Origin of the sequence: Sphingomonas sp. SRS2 (assembly GCF_000971055.1) — a bacterium.
Taxonomy (GTDB): Bacteria; Pseudomonadota; Alphaproteobacteria; order Sphingomonadales; family Sphingomonadaceae; genus Rhizorhabdus.
The window spans coordinates 23,892-48,102 of the sequence record NZ_LARW01000040.1 but is presented as its reverse complement, the minus strand read 5'-3'; the positions used below and the strand labels follow the sequence as shown (position 1 = coordinate 48,102).

General features: G+C 63.2%; 18 protein-coding genes. 9 read left to right on the top strand and 9 right to left on the bottom strand.

Annotated features, from left to right (window positions below; translation table 11 throughout):
* Positions 1-65: 65 nt before the first annotated feature.
* Positions 66-1,658 (top strand): GMC oxidoreductase, encoded by a 1,593-nt coding sequence (locus WP12_RS00900; RefSeq protein ID WP_084690903.1) that lies wholly within the window; start codon positions 66-68, stop codon positions 1,656-1,658.
* On the opposite strand, the gene WP12_RS00895 is transcribed toward WP12_RS00900, so the two are convergent.
* Complete coding sequence (locus WP12_RS00895; RefSeq protein ID WP_046191874.1) at positions 1,659-2,897, bottom strand: glycosyltransferase family 2 protein; 1,239 nt, start codon at positions 2,895-2,897, stop codon at positions 1,659-1,661.
* A 228-nt stretch (positions 2,898-3,125) separates the two neighbouring features.
* On the opposite strand from WP12_RS00895, the gene WP12_RS00890 reads away from it, so the two are divergent.
* The 3 genes from WP12_RS00890 to WP12_RS00880 all read left to right on the top strand — a co-directional run bounded on the left by WP12_RS00890 (position 3,126) and on the right by WP12_RS00880 (position 8,186).
* Positions 3,126-4,685 carry a lipopolysaccharide biosynthesis protein gene (locus tag WP12_RS00890; RefSeq protein WP_084690902.1) on the top strand — a complete coding sequence of 520 codons (1,560 nt, stop codon included), beginning with the start codon at positions 3,126-3,128 and terminating at the stop codon, positions 4,683-4,685.
* 61 nt (positions 4,686-4,746) lie between these two features.
* Positions 4,747-6,882: a GumC family protein gene (locus WP12_RS00885; RefSeq protein WP_052730140.1), complete on the top strand. Its 2,136-nt coding sequence runs from the start codon at positions 4,747-4,749 to the stop codon at positions 6,880-6,882.
* Positions 6,883-6,926: 44 nt separating this feature from the next.
* Positions 6,927-8,186 (top strand): outer membrane beta-barrel protein, encoded by a 1,260-nt coding sequence (locus WP12_RS00880; protein WP_046191873.1) that lies wholly within the window; start codon positions 6,927-6,929, stop codon positions 8,184-8,186.
* A 3-nt stretch (positions 8,187-8,189) separates the two neighbouring features.
* On the opposite strand, the gene WP12_RS00875 is transcribed toward WP12_RS00880, so the two are convergent.
* From WP12_RS00875 to WP12_RS00860, 4 genes are read right to left on the bottom strand one after another with little or no spacing between them, the layout of a single operon-like run.
* A complete protein-coding gene (locus tag WP12_RS00875) occupies positions 8,190-9,287 on the bottom strand; it encodes an acyltransferase family protein (protein WP_046191872.1) in 1,098 nt (365 codons plus the stop codon).
* 25 nt (positions 9,288-9,312) lie between these two features.
* Positions 9,313-10,644, bottom strand: coding sequence for an O-antigen ligase family protein (locus WP12_RS00870; RefSeq protein ID WP_046191871.1), 1,332 nt, complete (start codon positions 10,642-10,644; stop codon positions 9,313-9,315).
* A 12-nt stretch (positions 10,645-10,656) separates the two neighbouring features.
* Positions 10,657-11,247, bottom strand: a complete 591-nt coding sequence (locus WP12_RS00865) for a polysaccharide biosynthesis/export family protein (protein ID WP_046191870.1) — start codon at positions 11,245-11,247, stop codon at positions 10,657-10,659.
* A 42-nt stretch (positions 11,248-11,289) separates the two neighbouring features.
* Positions 11,290-12,807, bottom strand: a complete 1,518-nt coding sequence (locus WP12_RS00860; RefSeq protein ID WP_046191869.1) for an exopolysaccharide biosynthesis polyprenyl glycosylphosphotransferase — start codon at positions 12,805-12,807, stop codon at positions 11,290-11,292.
* A gap of 467 nt (positions 12,808-13,274) precedes the next feature.
* Between WP12_RS00860 and WP12_RS00855 the strand changes: the two genes are divergently transcribed.
* The gene (locus WP12_RS00855) at positions 13,275-14,060 is read left to right on the top strand and encodes a glycoside hydrolase family 16 protein (RefSeq protein WP_046191868.1); all 786 of its coding nucleotides are present in this window, start codon (positions 13,275-13,277) and stop codon (positions 14,058-14,060) included.
* A 2-nt stretch (positions 14,061-14,062) separates the two neighbouring features.
* On the opposite strand, the gene WP12_RS00850 is transcribed toward WP12_RS00855, so the two are convergent.
* The 4 genes from WP12_RS00850 to WP12_RS00830 all read right to left on the bottom strand — a co-directional run bounded on the left by WP12_RS00850 (position 14,063) and on the right by WP12_RS00830 (position 19,814).
* A complete protein-coding gene (locus WP12_RS00850) occupies positions 14,063-15,415 on the bottom strand; it encodes a UDP-glucose dehydrogenase family protein (protein WP_046191867.1) in 1,353 nt (450 codons plus the stop codon).
* Positions 15,406-17,664 (bottom strand): glycosyltransferase, encoded by a 2,259-nt coding sequence (locus WP12_RS23280; RefSeq protein ID WP_052730139.1) that lies wholly within the window; start codon positions 17,662-17,664, stop codon positions 15,406-15,408. Before WP12_RS23280 ends, WP12_RS00850 begins: the two co-directional genes overlap by 10 nt.
* Before the next feature lie 534 nt (positions 17,665-18,198).
* Positions 18,199-18,990: a metallophosphoesterase gene (locus WP12_RS00835; protein ID WP_046191866.1), complete on the bottom strand. Its 792-nt coding sequence runs from the start codon at positions 18,988-18,990 to the stop codon at positions 18,199-18,201.
* Positions 18,987-19,814, bottom strand: a complete 828-nt coding sequence (locus tag WP12_RS00830; RefSeq protein ID WP_052730138.1) for a hypothetical protein — start codon at positions 19,812-19,814, stop codon at positions 18,987-18,989. Before WP12_RS00830 ends, WP12_RS00835 begins: the two co-directional genes overlap by 4 nt.
* 581 nt (positions 19,815-20,395) lie before the next feature.
* Here WP12_RS00830 and WP12_RS00820 point away from each other — a divergent pair.
* The 4 genes from WP12_RS00820 to rfbC are packed head-to-tail and all read left to right on the top strand — an operon-like array spanning position 20,396 to position 24,163.
* Complete coding sequence (locus WP12_RS00820) at positions 20,396-21,466, top strand: NAD-dependent epimerase/dehydratase family protein (protein ID WP_046191864.1); 1,071 nt, start codon at positions 20,396-20,398, stop codon at positions 21,464-21,466.
* Positions 21,467-21,477: 11 nt separating this feature from the next.
* Positions 21,478-22,257, top strand: a complete 780-nt coding sequence (gene rfbF, locus WP12_RS00815) for a glucose-1-phosphate cytidylyltransferase (RefSeq protein ID WP_046191863.1) — start codon at positions 21,478-21,480, stop codon at positions 22,255-22,257.
* 22 nt (positions 22,258-22,279) lie between these two features.
* Positions 22,280-23,605: an NAD(P)H-dependent oxidoreductase gene (locus tag WP12_RS00810; RefSeq protein WP_046191862.1), complete on the top strand. Its 1,326-nt coding sequence runs from the start codon at positions 22,280-22,282 to the stop codon at positions 23,603-23,605.
* A 9-nt stretch (positions 23,606-23,614) separates the two neighbouring features.
* A complete protein-coding gene (gene rfbC, locus WP12_RS00805) occupies positions 23,615-24,163 on the top strand; it encodes a dTDP-4-dehydrorhamnose 3,5-epimerase (RefSeq protein ID WP_046191861.1) in 549 nt (182 codons plus the stop codon).
* Positions 24,164-24,211: the final 48 nt, after the last annotated feature.

The window sequence follows — 24,211 nt, the reverse complement described above, 5'->3', positions numbered from 1 at the left end:
GGGGGGCGGGCCGTTCGCGGTCGAAAGTGAAAGAAGGAAGCTCCACCGTCTGAACAGGGGAAGCGATGATCGTTGACTTGAGCAAGGTGGCGGGAAGCCACCTTTCGGTAACGACCGGAGTATGCATCGTCGGCGGCGGTGCGGCAGGCGTCACTATTGCCAAGTCGTTGCTCGATCGCGGGATCGAAGTCTGCCTGCTCGAGGCGGGTGGCATGAAGTTGGAACAGGATCAGCAGGCACTGCTGGCCGGCGAGTCGGTCGGCGAGCCCGTCAAGGTCGAGGAAGGTCGCTTCCGCCGGCTGGGCGGCGCGACCGGCAGCTGGACCGGGCGCTGCGCCGAGCTGGATCCCATCGATTTCGAACGGCGCGCCTGGGTGCCGCGAAGCGGCTGGCCGATAGGACTGGACGACCTCAAACCCTATTACCGCGAAGCTGAGGCGATGTGCGGCTTCACCGAGCCATGGCGGGCCTCCGTGCCCGCTTATGAGCGGCTTGCGGCGTTGAAGTTCACGGACGAAGCGGTTTCGCCGTTCCTCTGGCGTTTCGCGCCCAAGGGCAGGAATCGCTACCAGAATTGGGGTGATCGCTATCTCGCGCTGCTCAAGAGTTCTCGTACCGCGAGCCTTTTCCTCCATGCCAGTCTCACCCGCATCGAAGACAGCGCTACCGACAGTCGGGTCCGCGCGGTGGTCGCGAGTTCGGCAACCGGCGGATCGGTGCGGGTAGAGGCCCAGCAGTTCATCCTGTGCTGCGGCGGTATCGAAAATGCCCGCCTGCTGCTCAACGCGGCGATCGATGCCGAAGGGCCGCTGCGTTCGGTCGAGGCGATCGCCGGCCGCTACTTCATGCAGCATCCGCGCGTTCGGGTGGCCGAAGTTTCGCTCAATGCCGCCGGGGCCGCGCTTCAGGACCTGCTCAACCGTTTTTCCGTGCGGAGCGGCACAGAGTATGAAACGGGCTTCGCGCTCAGCGAGCGGCAGCAGCGCAGCGAGCAACTGCTCAATGCCAGCGCTATCATCCGTTATGGGCCGCGGCCGGGATCGCTGCGACATGCCATTCAGCAGATGCGAGGTGGTTCGCGGCTGCGCGACATTCGGTTGACCATGCCCTCCAACGGTATCCGGCCGATCGGCCTATGCCGGGAGGTCTGGCGCTATGCGCGCGGGGTTCATCCGCTGCTTGTCGATCCGGTCGCGACGATCGTGGTCGATGTCGAACAGGCGCCCGATCCGGCCAGCCGCGTCACACTAGCCGAGGGCAAGGATCTGTTCGGCCTCCACAAGGTGCGCGTCGACTGGCGGATTGCCGATGCCGAGCGGCGCACGGTCGCCCATTTCTCGGCCCGGATTCGCGAGATGTTCGCACGGCACGGCTGGGGGGCGTGCATCCCGATCAGCGATCTCGATCACACCGGGGGGCTGACGCGCGAACATCTGCTCGAAAGCTATCATCATCTGGGCGCGACGCGCATGTCGGTAAGCCCGGCGACGGGCACCGTCGACGCCGATTGCCGGGTACACCACCTCGCCAATCTGCATGTCTCGGGCGCATCGGTGATGCCGACCGGCGGCCACGCCAATCCGACCTTCACGATCGTTGCGTTGGCACTGCGACTTGCCGACCGGATCGGGTCGCAGATGCGTCCGACGCTTAACTGATCATCCGCTGGCCAGCAGCGGGCGTACCCCGTACATGCCGCGATCGTTTCGTCTCGCATCGAGATAGGGTTTGATCGCGGGCCGTCTAAGCAAATGGCGGGCCATGATGCCCAATTGTCCCAGTTCGAACTTGCGATCCGCGGCGGCGGCGACACGGCGTATCCGGTAGGTGACAGGTAGCAGAAGATTGCCCTCGATCGCGCCGCGCAGCGGCTTGGGGAATCCGGCGATTGCGCCGAAGAAGCGGTTTGCCTCGTCGCGGTTCTGGAAGATCGATCGTGCGCCGCGCTGGAATATCCGGCGCAGCGCCGACAGTTCCTGCTCGCTCAGCGATGTGACGCTCAACCCGGCCGCTTCATGCGCTGCCTGTTGGAAATCGGCGATGGCGAGATCCCACAGCCCCTTGCGCGCCATGATGCTGCCGCGCTGGATGCGGGCGGTGAGCAGCTGTCGCTCAGTTAGCAAGCCTGCGCCGCCGATATAGAATTCATGAAGCTGATGGCTGAAATAGATTTCGCGGAAGATCAGGTGGTTATACTTCCGCCACGCCTGTTCGACGTCGTGCGCCTTCACGCTGGCATTCTTCGGACCGCGCACGCCCTGATGATGGCGCTGATGGAAGGCGACGATCGGCAAGCCGACGCCGCGAAAGTTGCGGCCGAGCCGCAGCGCCATCTCATAATCCTGCGATCGCGCCAGCCGGGTATCGAAAGGACCGACGACATCGTAGCAACTGCGCCGCGCCAGCATCGCGCCCTGCCAGATGAAGAAGTCCTCCATCAGCCGCACATAGAGCGCCGGACGCTCGTCGGCGGCATAGGCCATGTTGCGCTCGCGCGCCTCGTTCGGCCAATCTCCGAAGAACTTATCGCACAGGCCATAGGCGTAACCTGCTTCGGGATGCTCGACGAGCGCGTCATGCAATGCCGCGAGCGTCCCCTTCGCGGCAATGTCATCGTCGTCGAAGATCCAGATGAACTCCTGCGTAGCATGGGAAAGACCGTTATTCAGCGCGGTCGCCTTCCCCGCATTGTCTTGGCGGATATAGCTTATGCGGGGCAGGAAGCGCTCGACCACAGTAGCCGTATCATCCTCCGATCCATCGTCGATCACGATTATTTCGGCGGGCGGCGGCTGCTGTTCCAGGACGCTTTCTATTGCCTCGGCTAGATAGTGCGCCCGATTGAACGTCGGCATCAGCACGGTAATCGGCAAGGGTGAAAGTCCGTCTTGGGTCATGAGGGGCACGTCTCCGTTGTGGCGCCTCCCCCCGAAGGCGAATCATCAAATGCATGTTCGGCCTAACGAACTGCGGCCTGACAGACCGTTATGAGCGCCGAGGCGTTATTGAGTCGCGATCAGTTGAACAATACGGTCACTGATTAAAAAAAGATGGTGTTATGCTGCAGTGCGAATATAACTGATTCACGGGGGCAGTAAACACTCACCAGAAGGTTGGGGACTGCCATGCGGACAGGGCCGGTAAAGGGGTCAGCCGAACCGATTAACAATCTCCGTCGCAGCGCTGTTCATGGAACGGCGGCTATTGGCGGCGCTCAAGTCATTAAGTTCCTTACTCAATTACTATCTGTCGTAATTTTGGCACGACTCCTCGCACCTTCGGACTTCGGCCTGTTCGCAATGCTGATGCCGCTCGCGGCTTTCGTCATGATGTTACAGGATATCGGTCTTTCGCAGGCGGTCGTCGCAAGCGGCGAGCTGACCCATGAACAGGCCAGCACGATGTTCTGGATCAACGCGGCGCTGTCTTTGCTGCTCGCGCTCCTGTTCGCGCTGTGTGCGCCGCTGATCGCTTTGTTTTTTGGTCAGCCTGAGCTGGTGGGACCGGCGCTGGCGCTGGCGGGTACCGTGCTCATCTCAGGCCTTGCAACGCAGCATTTCGCTTGGCTTTCCAAATCGTTGCGCTTCGGCACGGCTGCGCTGATCGACATCGCCTCGACCTTGTTGGGTTTCCTGGCGGCGGTCGCGATTGCGCTGGTCGCGCCGGGCATCTGGGCGCTGGTCGCATCCGTATTGGTGGCCATGGTGGTGGGGCTGATCGGGGCTTGGACGACGGCGCGCTGGATGCCAGGCCGCCCTGCGCCGTTCGCCGAGGTTCGCGACCTGCTCCGGCTCGGCGCGGGTCTCTCGACCTTCACCCTGACCAATTTCTTCGCCCGCAATCTCGACAACATCATGATCGGCCGCTGGGCCGGGGCGGTACAGCTCGGTTTATATGATCGGGCCTACAAGCTGTTGCTGTTCCCGCTCCAGCAGATCAACAATCCAATTGGCCGTGTGATGGTGCCGGTCCTGGCCAGGCTCAATGATGAGCCTCATCGGTATCGCCACGCCTATCGCCGGACGCTGCGGTTGATGCTTCTGTTCACCGTGCCCGGCGTCGCGTTCATGCTGATGTTCGCGCACCCGCTGATCACCCTGCTGATGGGGGAACGCTGGGCGCCCGCAGCCACGATCTTCACCTGGCTGGCGATCGCGGCGCTGCACCAGCCAATGAGCGCCACTTTCGGCTGGCTCTTCATAAGCCAAAAGCGCGGCGGCGATTTCGCCCGCTGGGGCATATTCAACATGATCACCAGCGTCGCAGCCTTCGCGATCGGACTGCCTTGGGGCGCAATCGGCGTCGCGGCTGCTTATGCTTTAAGCGACGTGCTGATCCGCATGCCGGCGCTGTGGTGGTGGGTCGGGCGTTCGGGCCCGGTTCGCCACCGTGATTTGCTGGACATCGTCTGGCCCTCCGCGCTCGCGCTGAGCGGCACATTGGCCGCGCTCTATCTATACCGGGTAGTGGGCGACGTGCCGGGCTTATCCGGCCTGATGCTCGGCGGATTTCTGGCCTTTGGCTGCTTCTGGGCCTTCCTGGCGGTCTTCGCTGGTGGGCGTGAAAGCCTGGCGGAGGCCGGCAGGCTCGTCGGCGGCCGGCTGGCTCGCTTTCGCCAAGGCGACGAAACGAGCCGATGCGTCGACGGATACAGCCGGAGCGTGGCACACGCCACAGTCGAATAATTTTGAAGTGCAATAGGGGAGGGGGCGCCCCGAAGGATCAGTTGGAGGTTGAGAGTCGGTCATGACAGAGCATGTGCAGGAGTTTCCCACGCTCGAAGCCCGCCCGGAGGGTGGCCGCCTGAAAGGCCTGCTGCCCGATCCGGGCCATCTGTGGATGGTGTTCAGGCGTCACCTCTGGCTGTTCCTTGGGGTGGTCGGCGTGATCCTGGCCCTCGTCGCGCTGCGCACGCTGACGATGGTACCGATCTATACCAGCACCACCAGTGTCGTGATCGAACCGCGCAAGAACGATGTCATCAAGGTGCAGTCGGTTGTGCCCGATCTCCCCGCCGGCAGCGATATCGTCGACACCGAAGTTCGCATGATCACCTCGCCCACGCTGGCGATGCGCGTGGCCACGGATCTCAGCCGCCAGGGCTATGATATCGGGCCCATCGCCACCGAGACGCAGCTCGAACGCAGCGCGGCGGCGCTGCTCCGCCGCGTCGCGGTGGTGCGCGCCGGGCTGACCTATGTCATCGACATCACCGCCAGTTCCGACAATCCGGACATGGCTGCCGCGATCGCCAACACCTTTGCCCGGCAATATGTCGCCAGCCAGAAGGACGCGAAGGTTGGGGCGACCCGCTCCGCCAATGTGTGGCTCAATCGCCGTCTGACCGAACTGCGCGCAGCCGCCGGGGCGGCCGACGCCGCGCTTCAGAATTACAAGATCCGCAACGGCTTGATGAGCGCGCAGGGCGCGACGATGGCTGAGCAGGAAGTCTCCGCGCTCAATCAGCAGATTTCACTCGCCCGCGCCGAACTCGCCGAGAAGCAGGGCCGTCTGTCCGCGGCGCGCGCGCAGCTGTCGCGCGGCGGGGGGGGCGCCGATGTCGGCGCATCGCTCAGTTCGGGCACTGTCGGCGGCCTGCGTGCTCGCGAGGCCGAAGCGAGCCAAAATCTCGCGCAGCTCGAATCGCGTTACGGCCCGCTCTATCCCGAGGTGAAGACCGCCAAGAGCCAGCTTGCCGACATTCGCGCGCAGATTCAGCAGGAAATCGACCGTATTCTGTCGAGCCTCGAGGCCGAAGTGCGCGTGGCCTCATCGCGGCTCGGCTCGCTGCAGGGCAGCCAGTCGTCGGCGCGGGGCTCGCTTGCCTCGAACAGTTCGGCACAGGTCGGCTACATGGAGCTCGAACGGCGCGCCGAGGCGACCAAGCTGATCTACGAAGCCTTCCTCAACCGGTCGAAGGAAACGGCGGCACAGGAAGGGTTGCAACAGCCCGACGCCCGGATAGCCTCCTTCGGCGCCGTGCCCGCTCTCCCGGACTCGCCTAATTATCAGATCGCGGCGCTGTTCGGCATTTTCGCGGCTCTGTTCAGCGGCTTCGTCGCCGTGGCCCTCGCCGAATATCTCCAGCGGGGCGTCCGGACCAAAGCGGACGTCGAGCGCCGACTGCGCGTCCGCTATGCCGGCGCGGTGCCGACGCTGAGCTCGACGTTGAACGGCCTGCGCGAGACCGAGGCGCCGCATGATTATATCGTCTCGCACCCCTTTTCTTCCTTCGCCGAGTCCTTCCGCAGCCTGCGCGCCTTCGTCGCGTTGCGCAGCCGTGCGCGCGCGCTCGCGATCTCGTCACCGCTGCCGCAGGAAGGCAAAACCACCACCTCGGTCTGTCTGGCGCGGACGGCGGCGCTGGCGGGAACGAGTACGGTGCTTGTCGATTGCGACCTTCGCCGCCGCGGGACCAGCACGATGCTGCTCCGCGAACCGGGCCCTGGTCTGGTCGAGGTGTTGACGGGCGAAGCGCGGCTCGACGACGCGCTGGTGCTGGACGAACCGACCGGCCTCTATGTGCTGGGCACGTCCGAATCCCCATCGAGCGCCTTCGATCCGCTGACGCCGGGCAATCTCGACAAGCTGATCAAGCAGTTGAAGGAGCGGTTCGAATTCATCGTTCTCGATACCGCTCCGGTGCTCGGCGTTGCCGATGCTCGCGCGGTGGCGGCGGCGGTCGACAGCGTGCTGGTCATCACCCGCTGGCGCAAGACATCGATCAACGCCGCCGAAACCGCGATCGAGCTGCTCCTCGACGCCAATGCCAATGTCGCCGGCCTCGCGCTCACCCAGGTCGACATTCGGCGATACGCCAGCACCGGGCAGAGCGACGTCTATGGCTATCACAAGAAATTCTCGGGCTACTATCAGAACTGAGGAAGGCCGTTTGGGGGCAGGCGACAACCATCAGAGGAGGTTTCATGCGAGTATCTGCGTTTCTGGCCATGCTTTCGGGCACGGTCCTGAGCCAGGCTGTCCAGGCTCAGGAGGTCCCGCCCCATGTCGGCGTGGCCGATCGCGCGCGGCCGGCCTTCGACGCGCTCGGCATCCGCACGGGCTCGCTGCTGGTTTTTCCGGCGATTACCGGGCGGCTCGAATATGACGACAATGTCCTTGCCAGTTCCGCGGGGAAGCGCGGTGACAGTGTCTTCTATGTCGAACCCGAAGTCCGGGTACGCAGTGACTTTTCCCGCCATGCGTTCGACACGCGGGTCTATTACCGCCGCAGCTTTCACAATAAGCTGTCGGGCGAGGACTCCAGTGAATATGGCGTCACCGGCCGCGGGGTCGTCGATGTCACGCGCCGGACGCGGATACGCGCAGGCGCCGCCTTCGAACATAACGCCGAGAACCGCGCGAGCCTGTCGAGCTTCACCGGATCGCGCACTCCGGTGAAATATGACCGCTTCGCCGGGTCGCTCGGTCTCGAGCAGGAGGTTGGCGACTTCATCCTGCTCGGGCGCGGCGAATATCGACGGATCAGCTATGACGACGCGGTCGATCCGCTGGGCAACGTCATCGATCTCGAATTTCGTAATCTGAAGGTCAGGACCGCGACCGGTCAGATATCCTACCGGCTACGCTCGGGAACCACGGCGTTCGTCCGCGCCCAGGCGGAGCGGCGATTATATGATCTTCGTCCCGGCGATCCAGGTTTCGATCCTTTCACCTCGACCGATCGCAGCGGCAAGGGACTGCGCGCGGAGGCCGGGCTTGGTGTCGAGCTCACCAGCCTGATCTACGGCAATGTCCGGCTCGGCTATCTCCGCCAGAAATATGACGACGCTGCGCTGCGCGATGTCAGCGGGCTTTCCTATGGCGCGGACATTTTATGGAACGTCACCCCGCTGACCAGTTTCCGCCTGACCGCCGACCGCAGCGTCGACGAGACCAGCTCCCAAACGACTGCGGGCAATCTGCGCAGCGAGTTCACCGGTAAGGTCGATCACGAGTTGCTGCGCTACGTCATCCTGTCCGCCGGGGTTCGCTATGCCCGGATCAGCCCGGCCGGCCCAACCGCGAAGAGCAGGGAGGTCGAGGCCAATCTCGGCGTCCGCTATTTGATGAACCGCTATATGGAGTTGCGGGGCGGCTATGCCTACGAGAAGCGAAGCTCGGCTACCAATGTGATCCGCTTCAGCTCCAACCGTGTGTTCGTCGGCCTGACCCTGAAGCGCTGATCGTCAGGCTGGACGGCAGGCGACCGACCAGTCCGTCCGCGGCGGGATACGGCCGCCGCACAGCAGACCCAGCAGGCTAGGCGATACCCGTCGCAGGACTGCCGCGATGGCTAGTCCGGCGGCGAGCGCCTGGAATGGGGCTGTGGCGAAAAACAGCGGATAGAGCGGATGATGGTAGGTCACGCCTGCGGCTTCGATCAGGCGCCAGGCCAAGCCAAGCCACAGCACATGCGAGCAGAAGACGATGAAGATATAGGGCTCGATCGCCTGAATCAGCGGATTCCACCGCTGCCGTAGCACCCAGCGCGCGACGATCCAGACGAACCATGCGCCGCATATTCGTTCCAGAAAAAGGCCCATGGCGAAGGCGAGCTTCAGCCAGTCGGCGCCCGCCGTATCGAGCAGCATCTGCACCATGACCGCAGTGGTGAAAGCCGGCGCGAGCAGCCCGGCGGCGATGATCAGCCGCTTCTGCCGCAGGTCGGGTTTGGCCGATAATTTGCCCAGTGCGATTGCGACGCCGGCGGTGAAGAACAGCAGTGGCCCCGACCCGACGAACAGAGGCCATGTCCAGCCCGCCAGCGACAGGATCGCTATCAGCGTCAGCGAAGCGATCGGCGCTCGCTCGACCGCCAGCCTGATAAGCGGAAAGAGTACGGCACAGAGGAAGATGTCGCGCAGGAAATAAAGCGGATGGATCGCGGGTTCGGCCGTCAGGGCGAACAGGGCATTGGCCGCTTCGCCAATGCTGGAGAAGGGCAGATGCCGCGCCAGCGCCACGCTGAGCAGGACCGCGATCACGTTCCAGCCGACGAGGGGCACGAGCAGCGAGCGGGCTTTCTTGCTCAGCCGTTGCAGTGCGTCGATCGCGCCGTGCTGATGCACCATCAGATAGCCCGAGATGACGCTGAGCAGCGGCACGCTGGCCCGGCCGAACAGTTCCTGACAATAGAGGAAGATGAGATCGAATGTTTCGATCGCGCGGGGCGGATCGCCTAGATCTACCCGCCAGGGCGGGACATGGATTATCACCAGCCCGAGGATACCGAGGACGCGGGCGACACGGATCGAATCCGATATGTCGCGCGACACCCGGTTCATTGAACGACCGGGCGTATCAGCCAGGTCAATATGCCCTCTGCGTCACGAAGCGCTGACGCTCGCCACGGAAGAAGCGGGGGCGGCTCGGTTCGGTTTCCGCTACTGCGCCCTTCAGCCATCCCATGCTGATCACCAACGCCGCCGCGATCAATGAGGTGGTGTAGTGGAAGGGCCCGGTCCCGATCGACTCGAATGGCATGCGCACGATTTCGTAGGTGAGCAGCGTGCACCAGCCGATCATGGCCGCATTGGGCCGGATCATCGTCCGCAGCAGCAGCGTTACCGCAAGGATCGCAAAGACCCCCACGAACAGAATCAGGCCGATGATACCGAGATGGACGAGAAGTTCGGTGGGCGTGCTGTGGAAGTTGAAGCCCGATCGAGAGGTGATGCCGGCATGGCGCCACAAGCCTTCAGCGTCGAGGTTTCCCTTTCGCCAGAAGGCGTTGTAGCCAAGCCCGAGCAGCGGACGTTCGTTGATCAGCGCCGCAGCGCGATCCCACAGATAGACGCGACCGGTGAGGGTGCTGTCCTTACCCATGGCCAGCGAAAGCTGATTTACCAGCGGCTGCAGCCATATCTTCTGGGTTAGCACTGCCGTGGCGATCGTCATTATCGCGGTGATCGCGGTGACGACGCGCGCCGGTTTCGGGAAAAGTCGCGAGAAATTCCAGAGGATCAGCAATGTCAGGGCGATGCCGGCGGCGAGAATGGCGCCGGCGGACCGTGCCGCGATCATCGCTTGCAGCTGGACCACCAGACCGAGCATGGCCAGCGCGATGAAAAGCCGTTTCCGCTCCTCGATCGAGTCGATCAATATCGTGATCGACAGGATGAGGCCAACAGCGGCGCAATCGCCTGCGGTATTTTTGGCCTGGGCGAGGCCGGCAAAGGCTGAATTGCCCATTGCGCCCCCACCCCAAGTCACGCTGCGACCGAAGACGATCGCGGCGGTCCCATATATGACGAAAGCCAGGAACACGCCGCGCGTCGCCGCCTTTCGGTCCAACCCGGCGCCAATGATGCAGCCGATCAGCGCGGTGATCAGAAACTGGAAGCCATAATAGCGCGTCGCGCCGGGATCGATCGACCACATGAAGGAAGCCACCGCGAACGCGGGAAGCAGCAGATAGGGGGCCGAGGCGGTCAGCAGGCGGGGCAGATCCTCGCGCCGCCAGATCACATGCGCCCCGAGCAAGGCGAGCAGTAGCAGCGGGGTCAGCGATTTCAGCTGCGGCACGAACAGCATCAGGCTGATCGCGGCAAAACCGAAGAACAGGTCATAGCCCTTCGCGGCGCGGATGTCGCCGGCGTCGACCGGAACCGCCAATCGCCTCGCCACTGGAGTGGTTGCCATAACGCCCGCCTTTTAGAAGAAGCGTTCTCCGACGCGGATCGTGTCGCCCGGCATCAACGCCACCGCGACACTCTTGATCTCGATCGGACGTTCGGACGTGTCGAGCGCGCGCTTAATGAACACGCGGCGGGTGTTGGCGCGATAACTGAAGCCGCCGGCCATCGCGACCGCCTGCTGCACGGTGATGCCATTGACGAAGGGATATTCGCCCGGCTTGTTGATCTCGCCTAAAATGTAGAAGGGTCGATAGTTGAGCACCTCCGCGGCAACGCGCGGATCCTTGAGATAGCCGGCGGCCAGCTTCGAGCGTATATCCTCCTGCATGGCTTCGACCGTCTGGCCGCGCGCCGGGATATTACCGATCAGCGGGAAGGAGACGACTCCGGTGCTGCTGACGACATATTCGCCGTCCAGCTTGGGCTCGCCGAACACACTGATGCGAACCTTGTCGCCGGTGCCGAGGATATAAGCCGGGGCCTCCGCAGTCGGCGGTATGGCGGGTTCGGTGTCCGCCGACGCGGGCACGTGGAGGCCGATGCTCAGCAGGAGGAAGAAAACGAATTTCCAGAAGCATTTTTGGGCCATGGAATTGAATGATGTCATGGTCGGTAGCCTTTCCCGTTCGGGCTGGGCGGTCCCCGCCGATCAATAAGCCTGTCGGTGGAAGAACAGGGTGATCGCCGTCCGTGCGATGATGATCAGGTCGAGCGAGATCGACCAGCGTTCGATATATTCGAGATCGCTGTCGATCCGGCGGATAATGTCCTCTTCGCGCAGCGTGTTGCCGCGGAAGCCGCGGACCTGAGCGAGGCCGGTCAGCCCGGGCAGCACCCGGTGTCGGGCCGGATAGCGGGCGACCACTTCTTCATAGAGCCGGTCCGCCGCCTTCGCGCCATAGGCATGCGGACGGGGGCCAACGAGTGACATATCGCCGCGCAGGATGTTGATCAGCTGTGGCAGCTCGTCGAGGCTGGAGCGGCGTAGAAAGCTGCCCACGCGTGTGACGCGGGCATCACCGCGCGTCACAAGCCGGTCGGCGTTCTGGTCGGTCGCCGCCATATGCATGCTGCGGAACTTGAACATCGTGAAAGGCTCGTTGTTCATGCCTCGGCGCTTCTGGCGGAAGAGGACCGGCCCAGGCGATTCGATCCAGATAGCGAGGGCGCAGCACAGCATGAGCGGGCCGAAGAAAAGCAGCGCGAGGGCGGCGACGCTACGGTCGATCGCGATCTTCACCAATGCGCCAAGGCCCTGCATCGGTCGCTGATAGAGCGCGATGGTGGCGAAGGGGCCGCAGCGTTCGATCCGCATCGTCCGTCGCGCGAGCTGGAGCTCGGATGGGACTATCATCACATCGACATTAACTTCTTCGAGCCGCCGGACGACATGCTCGATCACGCCCTGGTCGCTCCAGGGAAGGTTGAGCAGAATTGCGTCCACATGGCCGGCGCGCGCGCGCGCGATCAGATCGTCGAGGCCGCAGCGTACGTTGATCTGGTCGGGCGCCGAGACGTCGACTCCCTCGGCCTCGCCATAGACGCTGTCGATCTGGAAGCGGCGGTCGTTGTTCTGGAGAATGTTGAGCAGATGCTCGATCCGCCCGTTGGTGCCGTAGATCGCGAGCCTGTCGCCCAACGCACCACTGCGGTGGAGTGAGGCAGACAGCTGTTCCGACAACGCCATGACCACGAAGATCACCAGGCAGCCGGATATGATGCCGGTGCCGATCCACATCCGCGATAGTTCGAGATTATCCTTGGTCAGGAAGGCGACGACAATCATCGCGCCCGCGGCCTTCAGCCAATAGCCTATTTTCTGAGCCAGTCGGTCGGTCATGCAGTCGAGTGGCGAATCCCGGCCAACCGCGCAGAGCCCGGCATAGGTGACGAGCCACAACATGGTTCCCCAAAAGACGCTGTTCGGCTGATAGATAATCCAGTTCGGGAATAGCGATGCGCTGAACATCAGCGACGCCGCCAGCACCGCGAACTCGCATGCGCGCCGCGTATCCCGGGCGATGTGAAAGGATAAGCCCTTCTTGCGCGTGGCCAATTGACTTGTGGCACCTGCCGACACATCATCGATGATCTCGTCGGGACGCAGCGGTGCGCCAGCCACATCATTACTAGGCTGCAACCGAAGGTGCATCGTCGAACGAAGCATGAGAATCTCCCTAAACCCGCTCACGCAGCGAGTTTCGATGTTCCCCCGTCAATTACTTTGCAATGCACCATGAGCATGGTCAATTGCACAGCGCAGCTAATCGCGGAATTGCGCCATATTCACCGCGTGTTCGGCACATTTCACCGTTCTTGGATTTTGTTCCCATTTTTTTGCGACGAACGGCAAATTATTATTCTTGGAAATAACGGCTTATCGCTGAATTGGGACATTTCGTCTCAAGCGTTCTTTTTGCAGGTCTCGAAAAGCACTTCGTTCATCTGGTCGTAATCTCCACAGATATGGGAACAACTGCTGATTCCCTGTGTTGCATTGCAATAATGGAGTGGACCGTGGCCAGATTTTCGTCGTCAATCGTTGCATTTACCTTTCTCGCGATTGCGGCTGGCGCAATCGGCAGTGCAGGAGCCGACTCGGCGATACGTTCCGGCCCGCCTGCGGGGCGCGCTATGCAGCCGAGTTTCAGCGAAGAGTTCAATGGCAACCGGCTGCGACCCGATGTCTGGCGACACGCGTTCAAAGGTTGTGGTAAGCCCGGCACCATCGCCAACCGCAGCTTGTATGGAAATCGCGAGCGGCAGATCTATTTCGATCCCGAGTTTCTCGGTGCGGGGGTGCAGCCCTTCTCGTTGCGCAACGGCATACTCAGCATCACCGCCCGGCCACTCGAGCCCCTTGTCCAAGCCCGGCTGCGCGAGGCGCTGGACCGGCAGCCCGCTAATATTCGCCGCAGCGCCCTAGGCCAGGTCCGCTATAGTTCGGGGCTGATCACTACCAAATGCAGCTTCCAGCAGACCTATGGCTATTTCGAAATCCGTGCGCGCTGGACCGGCGGCAAGGGCATCTGGCCCGCCTTCTGGTTACTGCCCGCAGGGGGCGGATGGCCGCCTGAGATCGACGTGATCGAGGCGCATGGCGACAAGCCTAACACCGCGTTCCAGAGCCTCCATTCGAAGCTGCACAAGCCGGTGACCCGCAAGGTCACGATGGCCGGGACGAACGACCGGTTCCATCTCTACGCGGTGCTGTGGACGCCGGAGACGCTCGATTACTATATCGACGGGGTCAAGACTGCGTCCATCCCGACCTCCGCCGACGCCTCAAAGCCGATGTACATGATCGCCAATCTGGCAATCGGGGGCAAATGGCCGGGTGACCCCGATGCATCGACGGTAATGCCCGCGCGAATGGAGATCGACCATATCCGCGTCTGGCGTTTCGCCGATCGGCGATAGGTTCAGGCGATGACCTCTGCCGACCGGCGCAATTGCTCCATCGGCAGGACCGGGCCACGTCCGATCGACAGATAATGGAAGCCGGCTTTGGCCATCTCATCGACCTCGTAGACATTGCGCAGATCGATGAAGAGCGGTTCGGCGAGCAACTCGCGGATGCGTGGCAGGTTTAGGGCGCGGAACTCGTTCCACTCAGTCATCAGCACTACCGCGGCAGCCCCATCGACGGCGCGATAAGCATTGTCGACGAACTCGACACCGTCCAGCATCGCTTCGGCGGCCGAGCGGCCCTCGGGATCATAGGCACGGACCAGAGCGCCCGCCGCCTGTAGTTCGGGAATGACGACCAGACTCGGTGCGTCGCGCATGTCGTCGGTATTCGGCTTGAAAGTTAGACCCAGCACCGCGATCGTCTTGCCCTCGACGCTTCCGCCGCAGGCGGTGACAACCCGGCGGGCCATTTCCTTCTTGCGTTCGTCATTCGCCTCCACGGTCGCATCGACGATCCGCAGCTTGGCATTCGCCTGCTCGGCGGTGCGGAGCAGCGCCAGCGTGTCCTTCGGGAAACAGGACCCGCCATAGCCGGGACCGGGATTCAAGAACTTGTTGCCGATGCGCCGATCCATGCCGATGCCCTTGGCCACGCCCTTCACATCCGCCCCAACCGATTCACACAGGTCGGCGATCTCGTTGATGAAGGCGATCTTTACCGACAGGAAGGCATTGGCGGCATATTTGATGAGTTCGGCGGTGCGGCAATCGGTGAACAGCAGCGGGGTCTCGCGCAGGAACAGCGGCCGATAAATCGCGGCGAGCACGCGCTTGGCATAGTCGCTCGACACGCCGACGACCACGCGGTCAGGGCGTTGGAAATCCTCGATCGCGGAGCCTTCGCGCAGGAATTCCGGGTTGGATGCGACGTGCAACTGCTTGCCCGGAGCGACCTCCGCGATGATCGCCTCGACTTCGCTCGCAGTGCCGACCGGGACGGTCGACTTGTTGACGATCACGCAGCCCTCGTCGCAGACCGTCGCCAGGTCGCGCGCGGCGGCGAACACATAGCTGAGATCGGCATGGCCGTCGCCGCGCCGCGACGGCGTACCTACGGCGATGAACACTGCCTCGGCGCCTTTCACGCCCTCGGCGAGATCGGTGGTGAAGGAAAGGCGCTCGCCCTTCACGTTGCGGCGGATGAGATCCTGAAGCCCCGGCTCGAAGATCGGTACGCGCCCGGCATTATATTCGGCGATGCGTTTCTCGTCGATGTCGACGCAGGTTACGACATGGCCGAACTCGGAGAAGCAGGCAGCCGAGACGATTCCGACATATCCCGTTCCGATGATCGTCAGGCGCATAATCTTGCTTCCTCGTTACTATGGGGTGGTTGCCGGCCAGGTGTTCCGGCGAGCCAGTCCCGAAATGATTGATAACATATAGCGGGCGAAAAATGCACTCGGGCTGCCTCGATCGCCTGGGCGGCGAGCGCGGCGCGCGGCGCGTCGTTGGCAGTCAGGCCGAGAATGGCACGGGCGAAATCGTCCGCGTTATCGGCCCGGAGGACGGCATGACTGGCGGTGTCTTCGACGCCCTGCAGCGTCACGCCGGTGGCTACTACCGCCTTGCCATGTGCCAATGCCTCGATGAGCTTGATCTTGAGGCCCGAACCGTGAAGCAGCGGCGAGATGACGACTCCGGCGTCGCGGTAGAGCACCGCCAGATCATCAACCATGCCGTGAAAGATCACGCCTGGTGCCGCCTGAGGGAAGGCGGCCGCCACCGATCCGGCGACATCCAGCCGCAGTTCGGGCCGTGCGGCGCGCAACTGCGGCCAGACCTGGTCGATAAACCAGCGCAGGCCGTGGACATTGGGTGCGGTGTTGCTGCCGACGAACAGCAGGCGGCCAGCATCGCCGGGCTGCGGCGCGTCGACGGGCTGCGCGGCCATCGGCGCCAGGATCACCATGCGGTCGGGCAGGGCGCGTGTGATGAAGTCCGCTTCGGCGGCCTGGATCGCGATCACCGCATCGGCCTTGCCGAGCAGGGCCAGTTCGCCATCGCGGCTGATGCCCGCAACGCTGTCGCGGTCGCCGGTCGCTGCAAAGCCGCCTGATCGCGCGTGGAACAGGTCGTGCATCACGATTGCGCTGGGCGCATTCGGACGCGCAACATAAGGCAAGGCGCGCGCCAGGAACATATAATCGGCGATGACGATATCGGCGTTCGGACGGGCGTGGGCGGTGACAAAGAGTTGATCGGCCTTGGTCCAGGGAGCGGTGATCGCATAGGGGGCGGGACGATCTATTGTCCAGCGCGCTTCGACACCGAACCTGCGCGCCATGCGCCGGACGATGCCGATGGCAGCCTTGCCCCAGACCCTTGGATCGCGCGCAACCATCCAGTCGCCGATACGCATCGCTCCATGTACTTTGTGCGATGCGAACACCTTCATCTCCGGACGGAGCCGGAAGAAGGGCGTCCGTCCGAACAGGGCGGGGGATGGCTGCACCAGGTGCGGCTCGTGTCCCGCCGCCCGCGTCGAGCGCGCGAGGTCGATCAGATAGGCCGAGCTGCCGTTGGTCGCGCCGACCAGCCGCTGGTTGCTGATGACGCAGGCCCGGGGCGGGCCTGCATTGATTGTCTCGGTGCCGCTGCGGCTGAAAAGTCTTTTCACCTTCGATGCGACCGGCATCCCGAACAGGGGGAGAAGGCCGGGGCGGCTGATCGCCAGCGCGGCAGCGCGGCCCGGGCGACGTGCCTTCAGCGCTTGGACGCTCAGGGTGAAGTCTCGCGTGTTGCGCAGAGCGCGGTTGCGCCGGGCGAGCGCGTTGCGGATGTCGGCTGGCGCGTCACGTAGGTCGGCGGCCAGCCGCGCGCCCGCCATCACCATCGCCTCGACGTTCACCAGCGAGAGGCGGTGCGAGGTCGACGAGCCATGTTTGCGGTAGAAATAGCCGGCCTCGGCGACCGTACGATAGCGTGCGCCGGCGCGCAGCAGCTGGATCACGAGTTCGTCATCCTCGGCGATCCGCAGGCTTTCGTCATAGCGGATGCCATGGTCCCGGATGAGATCGAGCCGGATCAGCGGTTTCAGGAAACCCAGATTGGGGTGTCGGCCATACAGCACGCTTTCCCGGAAATAGCCGGCCAGCGTCACCCAGGCGCCGTTCGCGGCCCTGCCATACCGGAAGAAAAAGGTAGGCGCGCTGCGGTTCTCGTCGTCGAAAATGATCATGTCGTCGGCGATCATATCGGCATCGACGGCGTCGCAGATCGTCACGAGCCGCTTCAACCGTTCGGGATGATAGAGGTCGTCGCTGTCGAGAATTGCGACGAAGCGCCCGCGGGCCAGATCGAATCCTCGATTGCGCGCCGCGGCAGGGCCGCCATTGCGCTCCATCAGGTGAAGGCGGACACGGCGATCGGCGGCGGCCAGCTCCCGTGCGATCGACGCGCTGTCGTCGGTCGAGCCGTCATCGATAATGATTACCTCAATCTCGCGCAGCGACTGGTCCAGCGCCGACCGCACCGACGCTCGCAGATACCCGGCGGCGTTGAAGCAGGCGACGATGACGCTGACCGTCGGTCGGTCGGTCGGCTGGTTCATGCTGGGACACCTGGCAAGATCGTCTCCGCTATCTGGCAACCGCGGCCCCGCATGGCGGGGTGCGCGCAGGCGGGCGAGGATGCTGACGGAAATGGTGAAATTCCATGACGATGTACTTCGATCCACCCTGAGGAAAGAAGCGATCGTCTCAAAAAAACCGCCGCGGCATGGAGGAATGCAGCAAAGCTATTCAGTATTAACCCAAGGTGAATCGCGGCTTGCTCGCGACCAGTGATGCCTTTACACCCGATGGTGTGAAACGGGCGCCAGATAAGACCGGAACTGAGACGGGAGGGGACGACCATGGCCGACGTCTTAATGCCGCGTTCCTGTCTGTTCGTCCCACGGTATCTCCGGCTCGCAGCTTGCGTGCATATTTGCGTAGGCGAATGGAACAGCCAGTTACTGTAACGGAAAATGAGTATCGCTTTCCGGGCGCTGTGCGGGGTCTTATCGCCGTCTCGCTCGCTATAGGGTGCTGGGTTGTCGTGATCGGCGGCGGATGGATGCTCGCCCGCTACATACTCGGCTGAGTTACAGCGGCATGTCATGGCCGCTCTCCTTTCCAGCCTGAATTAACCGCATATCGCCATCCTCGATCCGAAGCGCGGTCAGGATTCCTGACATATAGGCGCCCGTGTCGATACCGATGCGGTTAGGGCGGATGCGGGCTTCATTCTCGATCGTATGGCCGTGGACGACGATCTTCTCGAACGGCGCCCGGGATTCCGTAAACTCTTCGCCGATCCATAGCAGAGCATCTTCTTCCTGTTCCGCCAGCGCGACGCCTGGCTTGATGCCGGCATGGACGAAGGCGTAGTCGCCCAACGTCACCATCGACCTGGCATGTTCGATGCTGCGAAGGTGCGAAGCGGGCATCCTTTGCAACATCGCATCGCGCGCCGCGATGAAAGTCGTGGCGGGCGCGTCCAGCGCGGGCGGTTCGACGCCGTAGGACCGCATCGTCGCGCCGCCACCGAACATCAGCCAGCCCTCGCCGTCCGGCTGCTCCAGGAAGTCGAGCATCGCGCGCTCGTGATTGCCCATCAACTGCTGGAACTCGATGTCTCCACGCCGCTGGAGCCATGTCGCGGCCTCCACCACCTGCGCCGAATGCGGGCCGCGATCGATCAGGTCGCCGAGCTGGATAATGATCGGCCGGCGACCGTTTGCCGTCATGGCGGCGTCGCGGGCGATTTTCGCCAGAAGGTCGCGGAACAGCCCGTAGCAGCCGTGGACATCGCCAATCGCATAGGCCAGCTGACCATCGACATGGGGCGCTGGCGAAGCGGAGCGCGGTTCGGCGAAGGCAAGTGCTCCGCTCATGATATCCGGTCCTGTCGCCGGCCGTTGACCGCGAGTCGCTCGAGGTCGTCGGCCAGTTCGCGGTAGCCGGCCAGGACGGCGTCGGGATCGCGCGTGGCGCGGTCGCGGAGCTGGGTCCAGCGCCGCTGATGCGCAACCAGGAAGCGCCGCTCGACACCTTCGCGGATCGCCCGGGCATAAGCCAGGCGCAAGGCCCGGTCGGCTTCCAATATGTCGTGCCGCATGCACCAATGGCGCTCGAGTCGATCGCCTGCGCATTGTGAGCCTCCGGGCGGCGCTTCGGCAGAGGCCCGAGCTTCGTCGGACCGCGTGACCGGCTTCGTGGGCGTTCTTTCCACCATAATCGCCTTGGCGACCGGCGGATTTATCGCCTTGGCAACGGGCGAATTTATCGCCTTGGCGACGGGCGGATCGGGCGTCGCAGCTGGCGGCTGCGCGGCTGCCGTACGAATCGGGAGGGCGGGCGCCGCTTCGAACGGATTTTCCGCGACGGTCGCAGCGGGCGCCACAATCTTGCGCGGCGCTGTCATATGGCCTGTTAGCTGCGGTATCCCGACCGCAACTACGCCAAGCAGCAGCCCGGCCAGCGCCGCACAGACGAGCGGGCCGGCGGCGATTCGGCGGCGTCGATGGAATGCTGCATAGGTCTTCGGGTCATCGGCCTTCCGCACAGGCATGGCATGAGGCGGGGCGGGAAAAGAGCGGGCGGTTGCCCCAAAAATGGCGGTCATGTCGTCGCGGACATGGGAAAGCAGCAGAGGCTGCGCCATCTCGCCTGTCGTAGCGGCCGATGCATCGGCGCGGTGGTCGTCTGCGATGATCATATGAAGGAGATTCTCCCATCGCCGGAGCTGTCAGTCCGTTCCACCGGACATACGGTCCGAACCATGCTGCTTAGCAGCAAGGGGCTCGGCGCCAGTGTTTCGAACCGGCGCGGGAGAAAGGACAGCGAAGCTGAACCTTCGACTAACCTGAGTAAGTTTACTCTGCACGATAGCTTAAAAACCGCACGCTTCGTCGCGTTAGGCATGCAGGCTCTAATATAATCTAACAACATCGCAGCGATACTCCGGTAAGTCCGGCGCCACCCCCAAACTTTACTCAAAATGGTCGGTAAAGACATTATTTCGATGACGTATCGAAATGATCTTCTTCATGCTGCTTGTTGTAATCGCGGCTGTCAACAGGTTGCATTGCACAAATGCGGTTGACGGACGCATCGGATCATGTTCCTATCTAGCCGTTACAAGTCCGATCCAAGTTTTGTCCTACCAAGTTGCACGGGGTTTTTACTGGAGCGACCATTTGGCTGTGGGGCCGAATCCGCGCCGGTTTTTACTGCAGTACCGGGGGGTACGTTGGGGTCCAGGGGCCCTGGCCGTGGCATATCTGGAAAGGGATATATATGCGGATCCTCGTTACCGGTAATATGGGCTATGTCGGCCCCGCCGTCGTACGGCACCTTCGCGAAAATCATCGCGGCGCGACCATCGATGGCTTCGACAATGGCTATTTCGCGCATTGCCTGACCGGCACTACGCAACTCCCCGAACGCCAACTCGACCGGCAGATTTTCGGCGATGTCCGGGAGCTCGATGAAGGCGCGCTCAAGGGCTACGATGTCATCGTCCACCTTGCCGCGGTTTCCAATGATCCGATGGGGAGCCGCTTCGCCGCGGTGACGCGGGCGATCAATCAGGACACGTCGGTGCGTATCGGCCGGATGGCCAACGCCGCCGGTGTTCGCAACTTCGTGTTCGCGTCAAGTTGCAGCGTCTATGGCGTCGCTGATGGCGGCCCCCGCCGGGAGGGTGATTCGCTCAATCCCGTGACCGACTATGCCGCTTCGAAGATCGGCACCGAGACCGAACTAGAAGGGCTCGACGGCGACATGGTCGTGACCTGCCTGCGCTTCGCCACGGCCTGCGGCATGTCGGACAGGCTTCGGCTTGACCTTGTTCTCAACGATTTCGTCGCCTGCGCGCTGGCCTCTGGCGAGATTACCGTGCTCAGCGATGGCACCCCCTGGCGCCCGCTGATCGACACCCAGGACATGGCCCGCGCGATCGACTGGGCGGCGATGCGTCCGGCGAGCAACGGGGGCCGGTTCCTGGTGGTGAACGCCGGTATCGACAGCGCCAACTATCAGGTTCGCGATCTCGCCAATGCGGTCGCTGCGGCGGTCCCGGGGACGACAGTGAACATCAACACCGATGCTCCCGCCGACAGCCGGTCCTATCAGGTCGACTTCAGCAAATTCGCGTCGCTCGCGCCCAATCATCTGCCGCGCGTGAGCCTCGCCCAGTCGATCGACGAACTCGTCGCTGGTCTACGGAGCATGGGATTCGCCGATGCCGATTTCCGCGCGTCTCCGCTGATCCGGTTGCGCATCCTGCAGGATCATATAGCCAGCGGACGGCTCTCCGAAAGCCTGCGCTGGCTGCGTCCCGCCGACACCGCCGCCATCGCGGCCTGACGGGAGGGATCATGCGCAAGATTGCCCTGCTAGCCGGCGGGTTCGGTACCCGTTTGAGCGAAGAAACCACCGTGCGGCCCAAGCCTATGGTCGAGATCGGCGGTCGTCCGATCATGTGGCACATCATGAAGATCTATGCTCACCACGGCTATAAGGACTTCGTGGTGATCGGCGGCTACAAGGTCGACTTCATCCGCGATTATTTCCTGAGCTATCGCAGCAAGGCCTGCGATTTCACGATCGACCTGAAATCGGGCGATGTCGAATGGCTGGAGGCGGTCGGTGAGGACTGGCGGGTCACGGTGGTCGGCACCGGGATCGATACGCTGACTGGTGGACGCCTGCTGCGCGCGCGGCACCTGCTTCAGGATGGCCGCTTCGGGCTGACTTATGGCGACGGCGTCAGCAACGTCGATATTCCAGCGCTCGTCGCCACACATGAATCGACCGATGCCTGGTGCACGCTTACCGCCGTCACTCAGCCCGGACGATACGGCGCGCTGCGCTTCAGTGACGACCGCAGGCTGGTCCATGGTTTTCGCGAAAAGGGTGTGGCGGACGGTGGCCTGATCAATGGCGGCTTCTTCGTCTGCGAGCCCGAGATGCTCGACCTGATCGATGGCGACCAGACCACTCTCGAAGCCGAGCCGATGGACCGGCTGATCGCGAGGGGCAAGCTGGCCAGCTACCATCATGACGGCTTCTGGCAGAGCATGGACTCGCTGCGCGACAAGCATCTGCTCGAGGATCTCTGGGCCAGAGGCGACGCGCCGTGGAAGGTGTGGGCATGACCGGCGGGAAGGACGGGCAGATATGATACTGGTCGATACCGCGTTGCGCCGCCGCGAGGAGGAGGGGCGGCCGATCCGCGTCGGCATCGTCGGCGCAGGTTTCCAGGGCGCCGCGATCGTCCGGCAGATCGTCACGGTAACGCCCGGGATGACGGTGGTCGCGCTCGCCAATCGCAACATCGGACCGGCCAGCGCGGCGTTCGAGGCGATGGGCATCACGCCGCGCCTGTGCGACTCCCGCCGCGCTATCGAGGCCGCGATCGCCGCGGGGCAGCACGCTGTCACCGAGGATGCGATCGGGCTTGCGGAGGCCGATGGCGTCGATGTCGTCGTCGAGGTTACGGGCTCGATCGACTATGCCGCCGCGGTGATCGTGGCTGCAATTCGCGCGGGGAAGCACGTCGTCCAGATGAATGCCGAGGTCGATGGCACCGTCGGCCCGATCCTGAAGGCCCGGGCCGACGCGGCAGGGGTGATCTACAGCTTTTCCGATGGCGACCAGCCGGGCGTTCAGATGAACCTGTTCCGCTTCGTGGCCGGGCTCGGCGTCAAGCCAGTGCTGTGCGGGAACATCAAGGGACTGCACGATCCAAAGCGAAATCCAGCGACGCAGCGGGCCTTTGCCGAGAAATGGGGCCAGAAGGCCGCGATGGTCGCCTCCTTCGCCGATGGCACCAAGATTTCCTACGAACAAGCGATCGTCGCCAACGGCACCGGCTTTACCGTGGCCCGTCGTGGCATGATCGGCCCTGACTTCTCCGGCGGGGACCCCACGTCCCCCCTGGTCCCGCTGGAGGAGACCGTTTCAGCCTTCGCTGATGCGCTGGACGGAGCATCGACGGGGCTGGTCGACTATGTGGTGGGCGCGCGGCCGGGGCCGGGGGTGTTTGTGCTGGGGACGCATGACGATCCCCGGCAGCAGCATTTCCTCAACCTCTACAAGCTGGGTACCGGACCCTATTATTGCTTCTCGACGCCTTATCATCTCTGCCATTTCGAGGTGCCGACATCGATAGCACGGGCTGCGCTGTTCGGGGATGCGGTGCTTGCGCCCGCCGGGCCACCGCGCGTCGGCGTTATCGCAATGGCGAAGAAACCGCTCCGGCCCGGCGAGGTAATCGGCGAGTTCGGCGGCTATGAGGCCTATGGCGTCGCCGAGAATAGCGACGTCATCGAACGCGACCGGCTGCTTCCGCTCGGCCTTGCGCTTGGCTGCACGCTGGTGCGGCCGGTCGCGGAGGATCATGCGATCGGCTGGGAAGACGTGGCGGTGCCGGCAGGACGGCTGATCGACCGCCTCTATGCGGAACAGCAGCAACTATTCAGCGGCAAGCTACAAGCGGCATGAGGAGCCTTCATGATCTTCCATAAGACCACGCTTCAGGACGCCTGGCTGATCGACGTCGAGCCGCGTGGCGACGAGCGCGGCATGTTCGCACGAACCATGTGCGCGAAGGAGTTCGCAGCCCACGACCTGCTTACCGATTTCGTCCAGCAGAATATGTCGGTTTCCGCCGACAAGGGGACGATCCGCGGGATGCATTATCAGCGCCCGCCCTATACCGAGGCCAAGCTGGTCCGTTGCGTGCGTGGCGCGATCCTCGATGTGATCGTCGATATGCGCAGTGGATCGCCGACCTATCTGAAGCATGAGGGATTCGAGCTTTCAGCCGAAAACCGCCGTCAGCTCTATGTCCCGCCGGGTTTTGCCCATAGTTTCCAGACGCTCGTCGACGATATCGAGGTCAGCTATCTCGTCACCGCGCCCTACACGCCCGAAGCCGAGGGCGGGGTGCGCTACAGCGATCCGCTGCTCGACATCGACTGGCCTCTGCCGGTCTCTACGATTTCCGACAAAGACGCGAGCTGGCCCCTGATCGACCAGTCGGCGAAACCGATATTCTAGGGCTCCGTCCCGATGATGCACATGCTCGCTCCGGCACAGGCCGGAGCG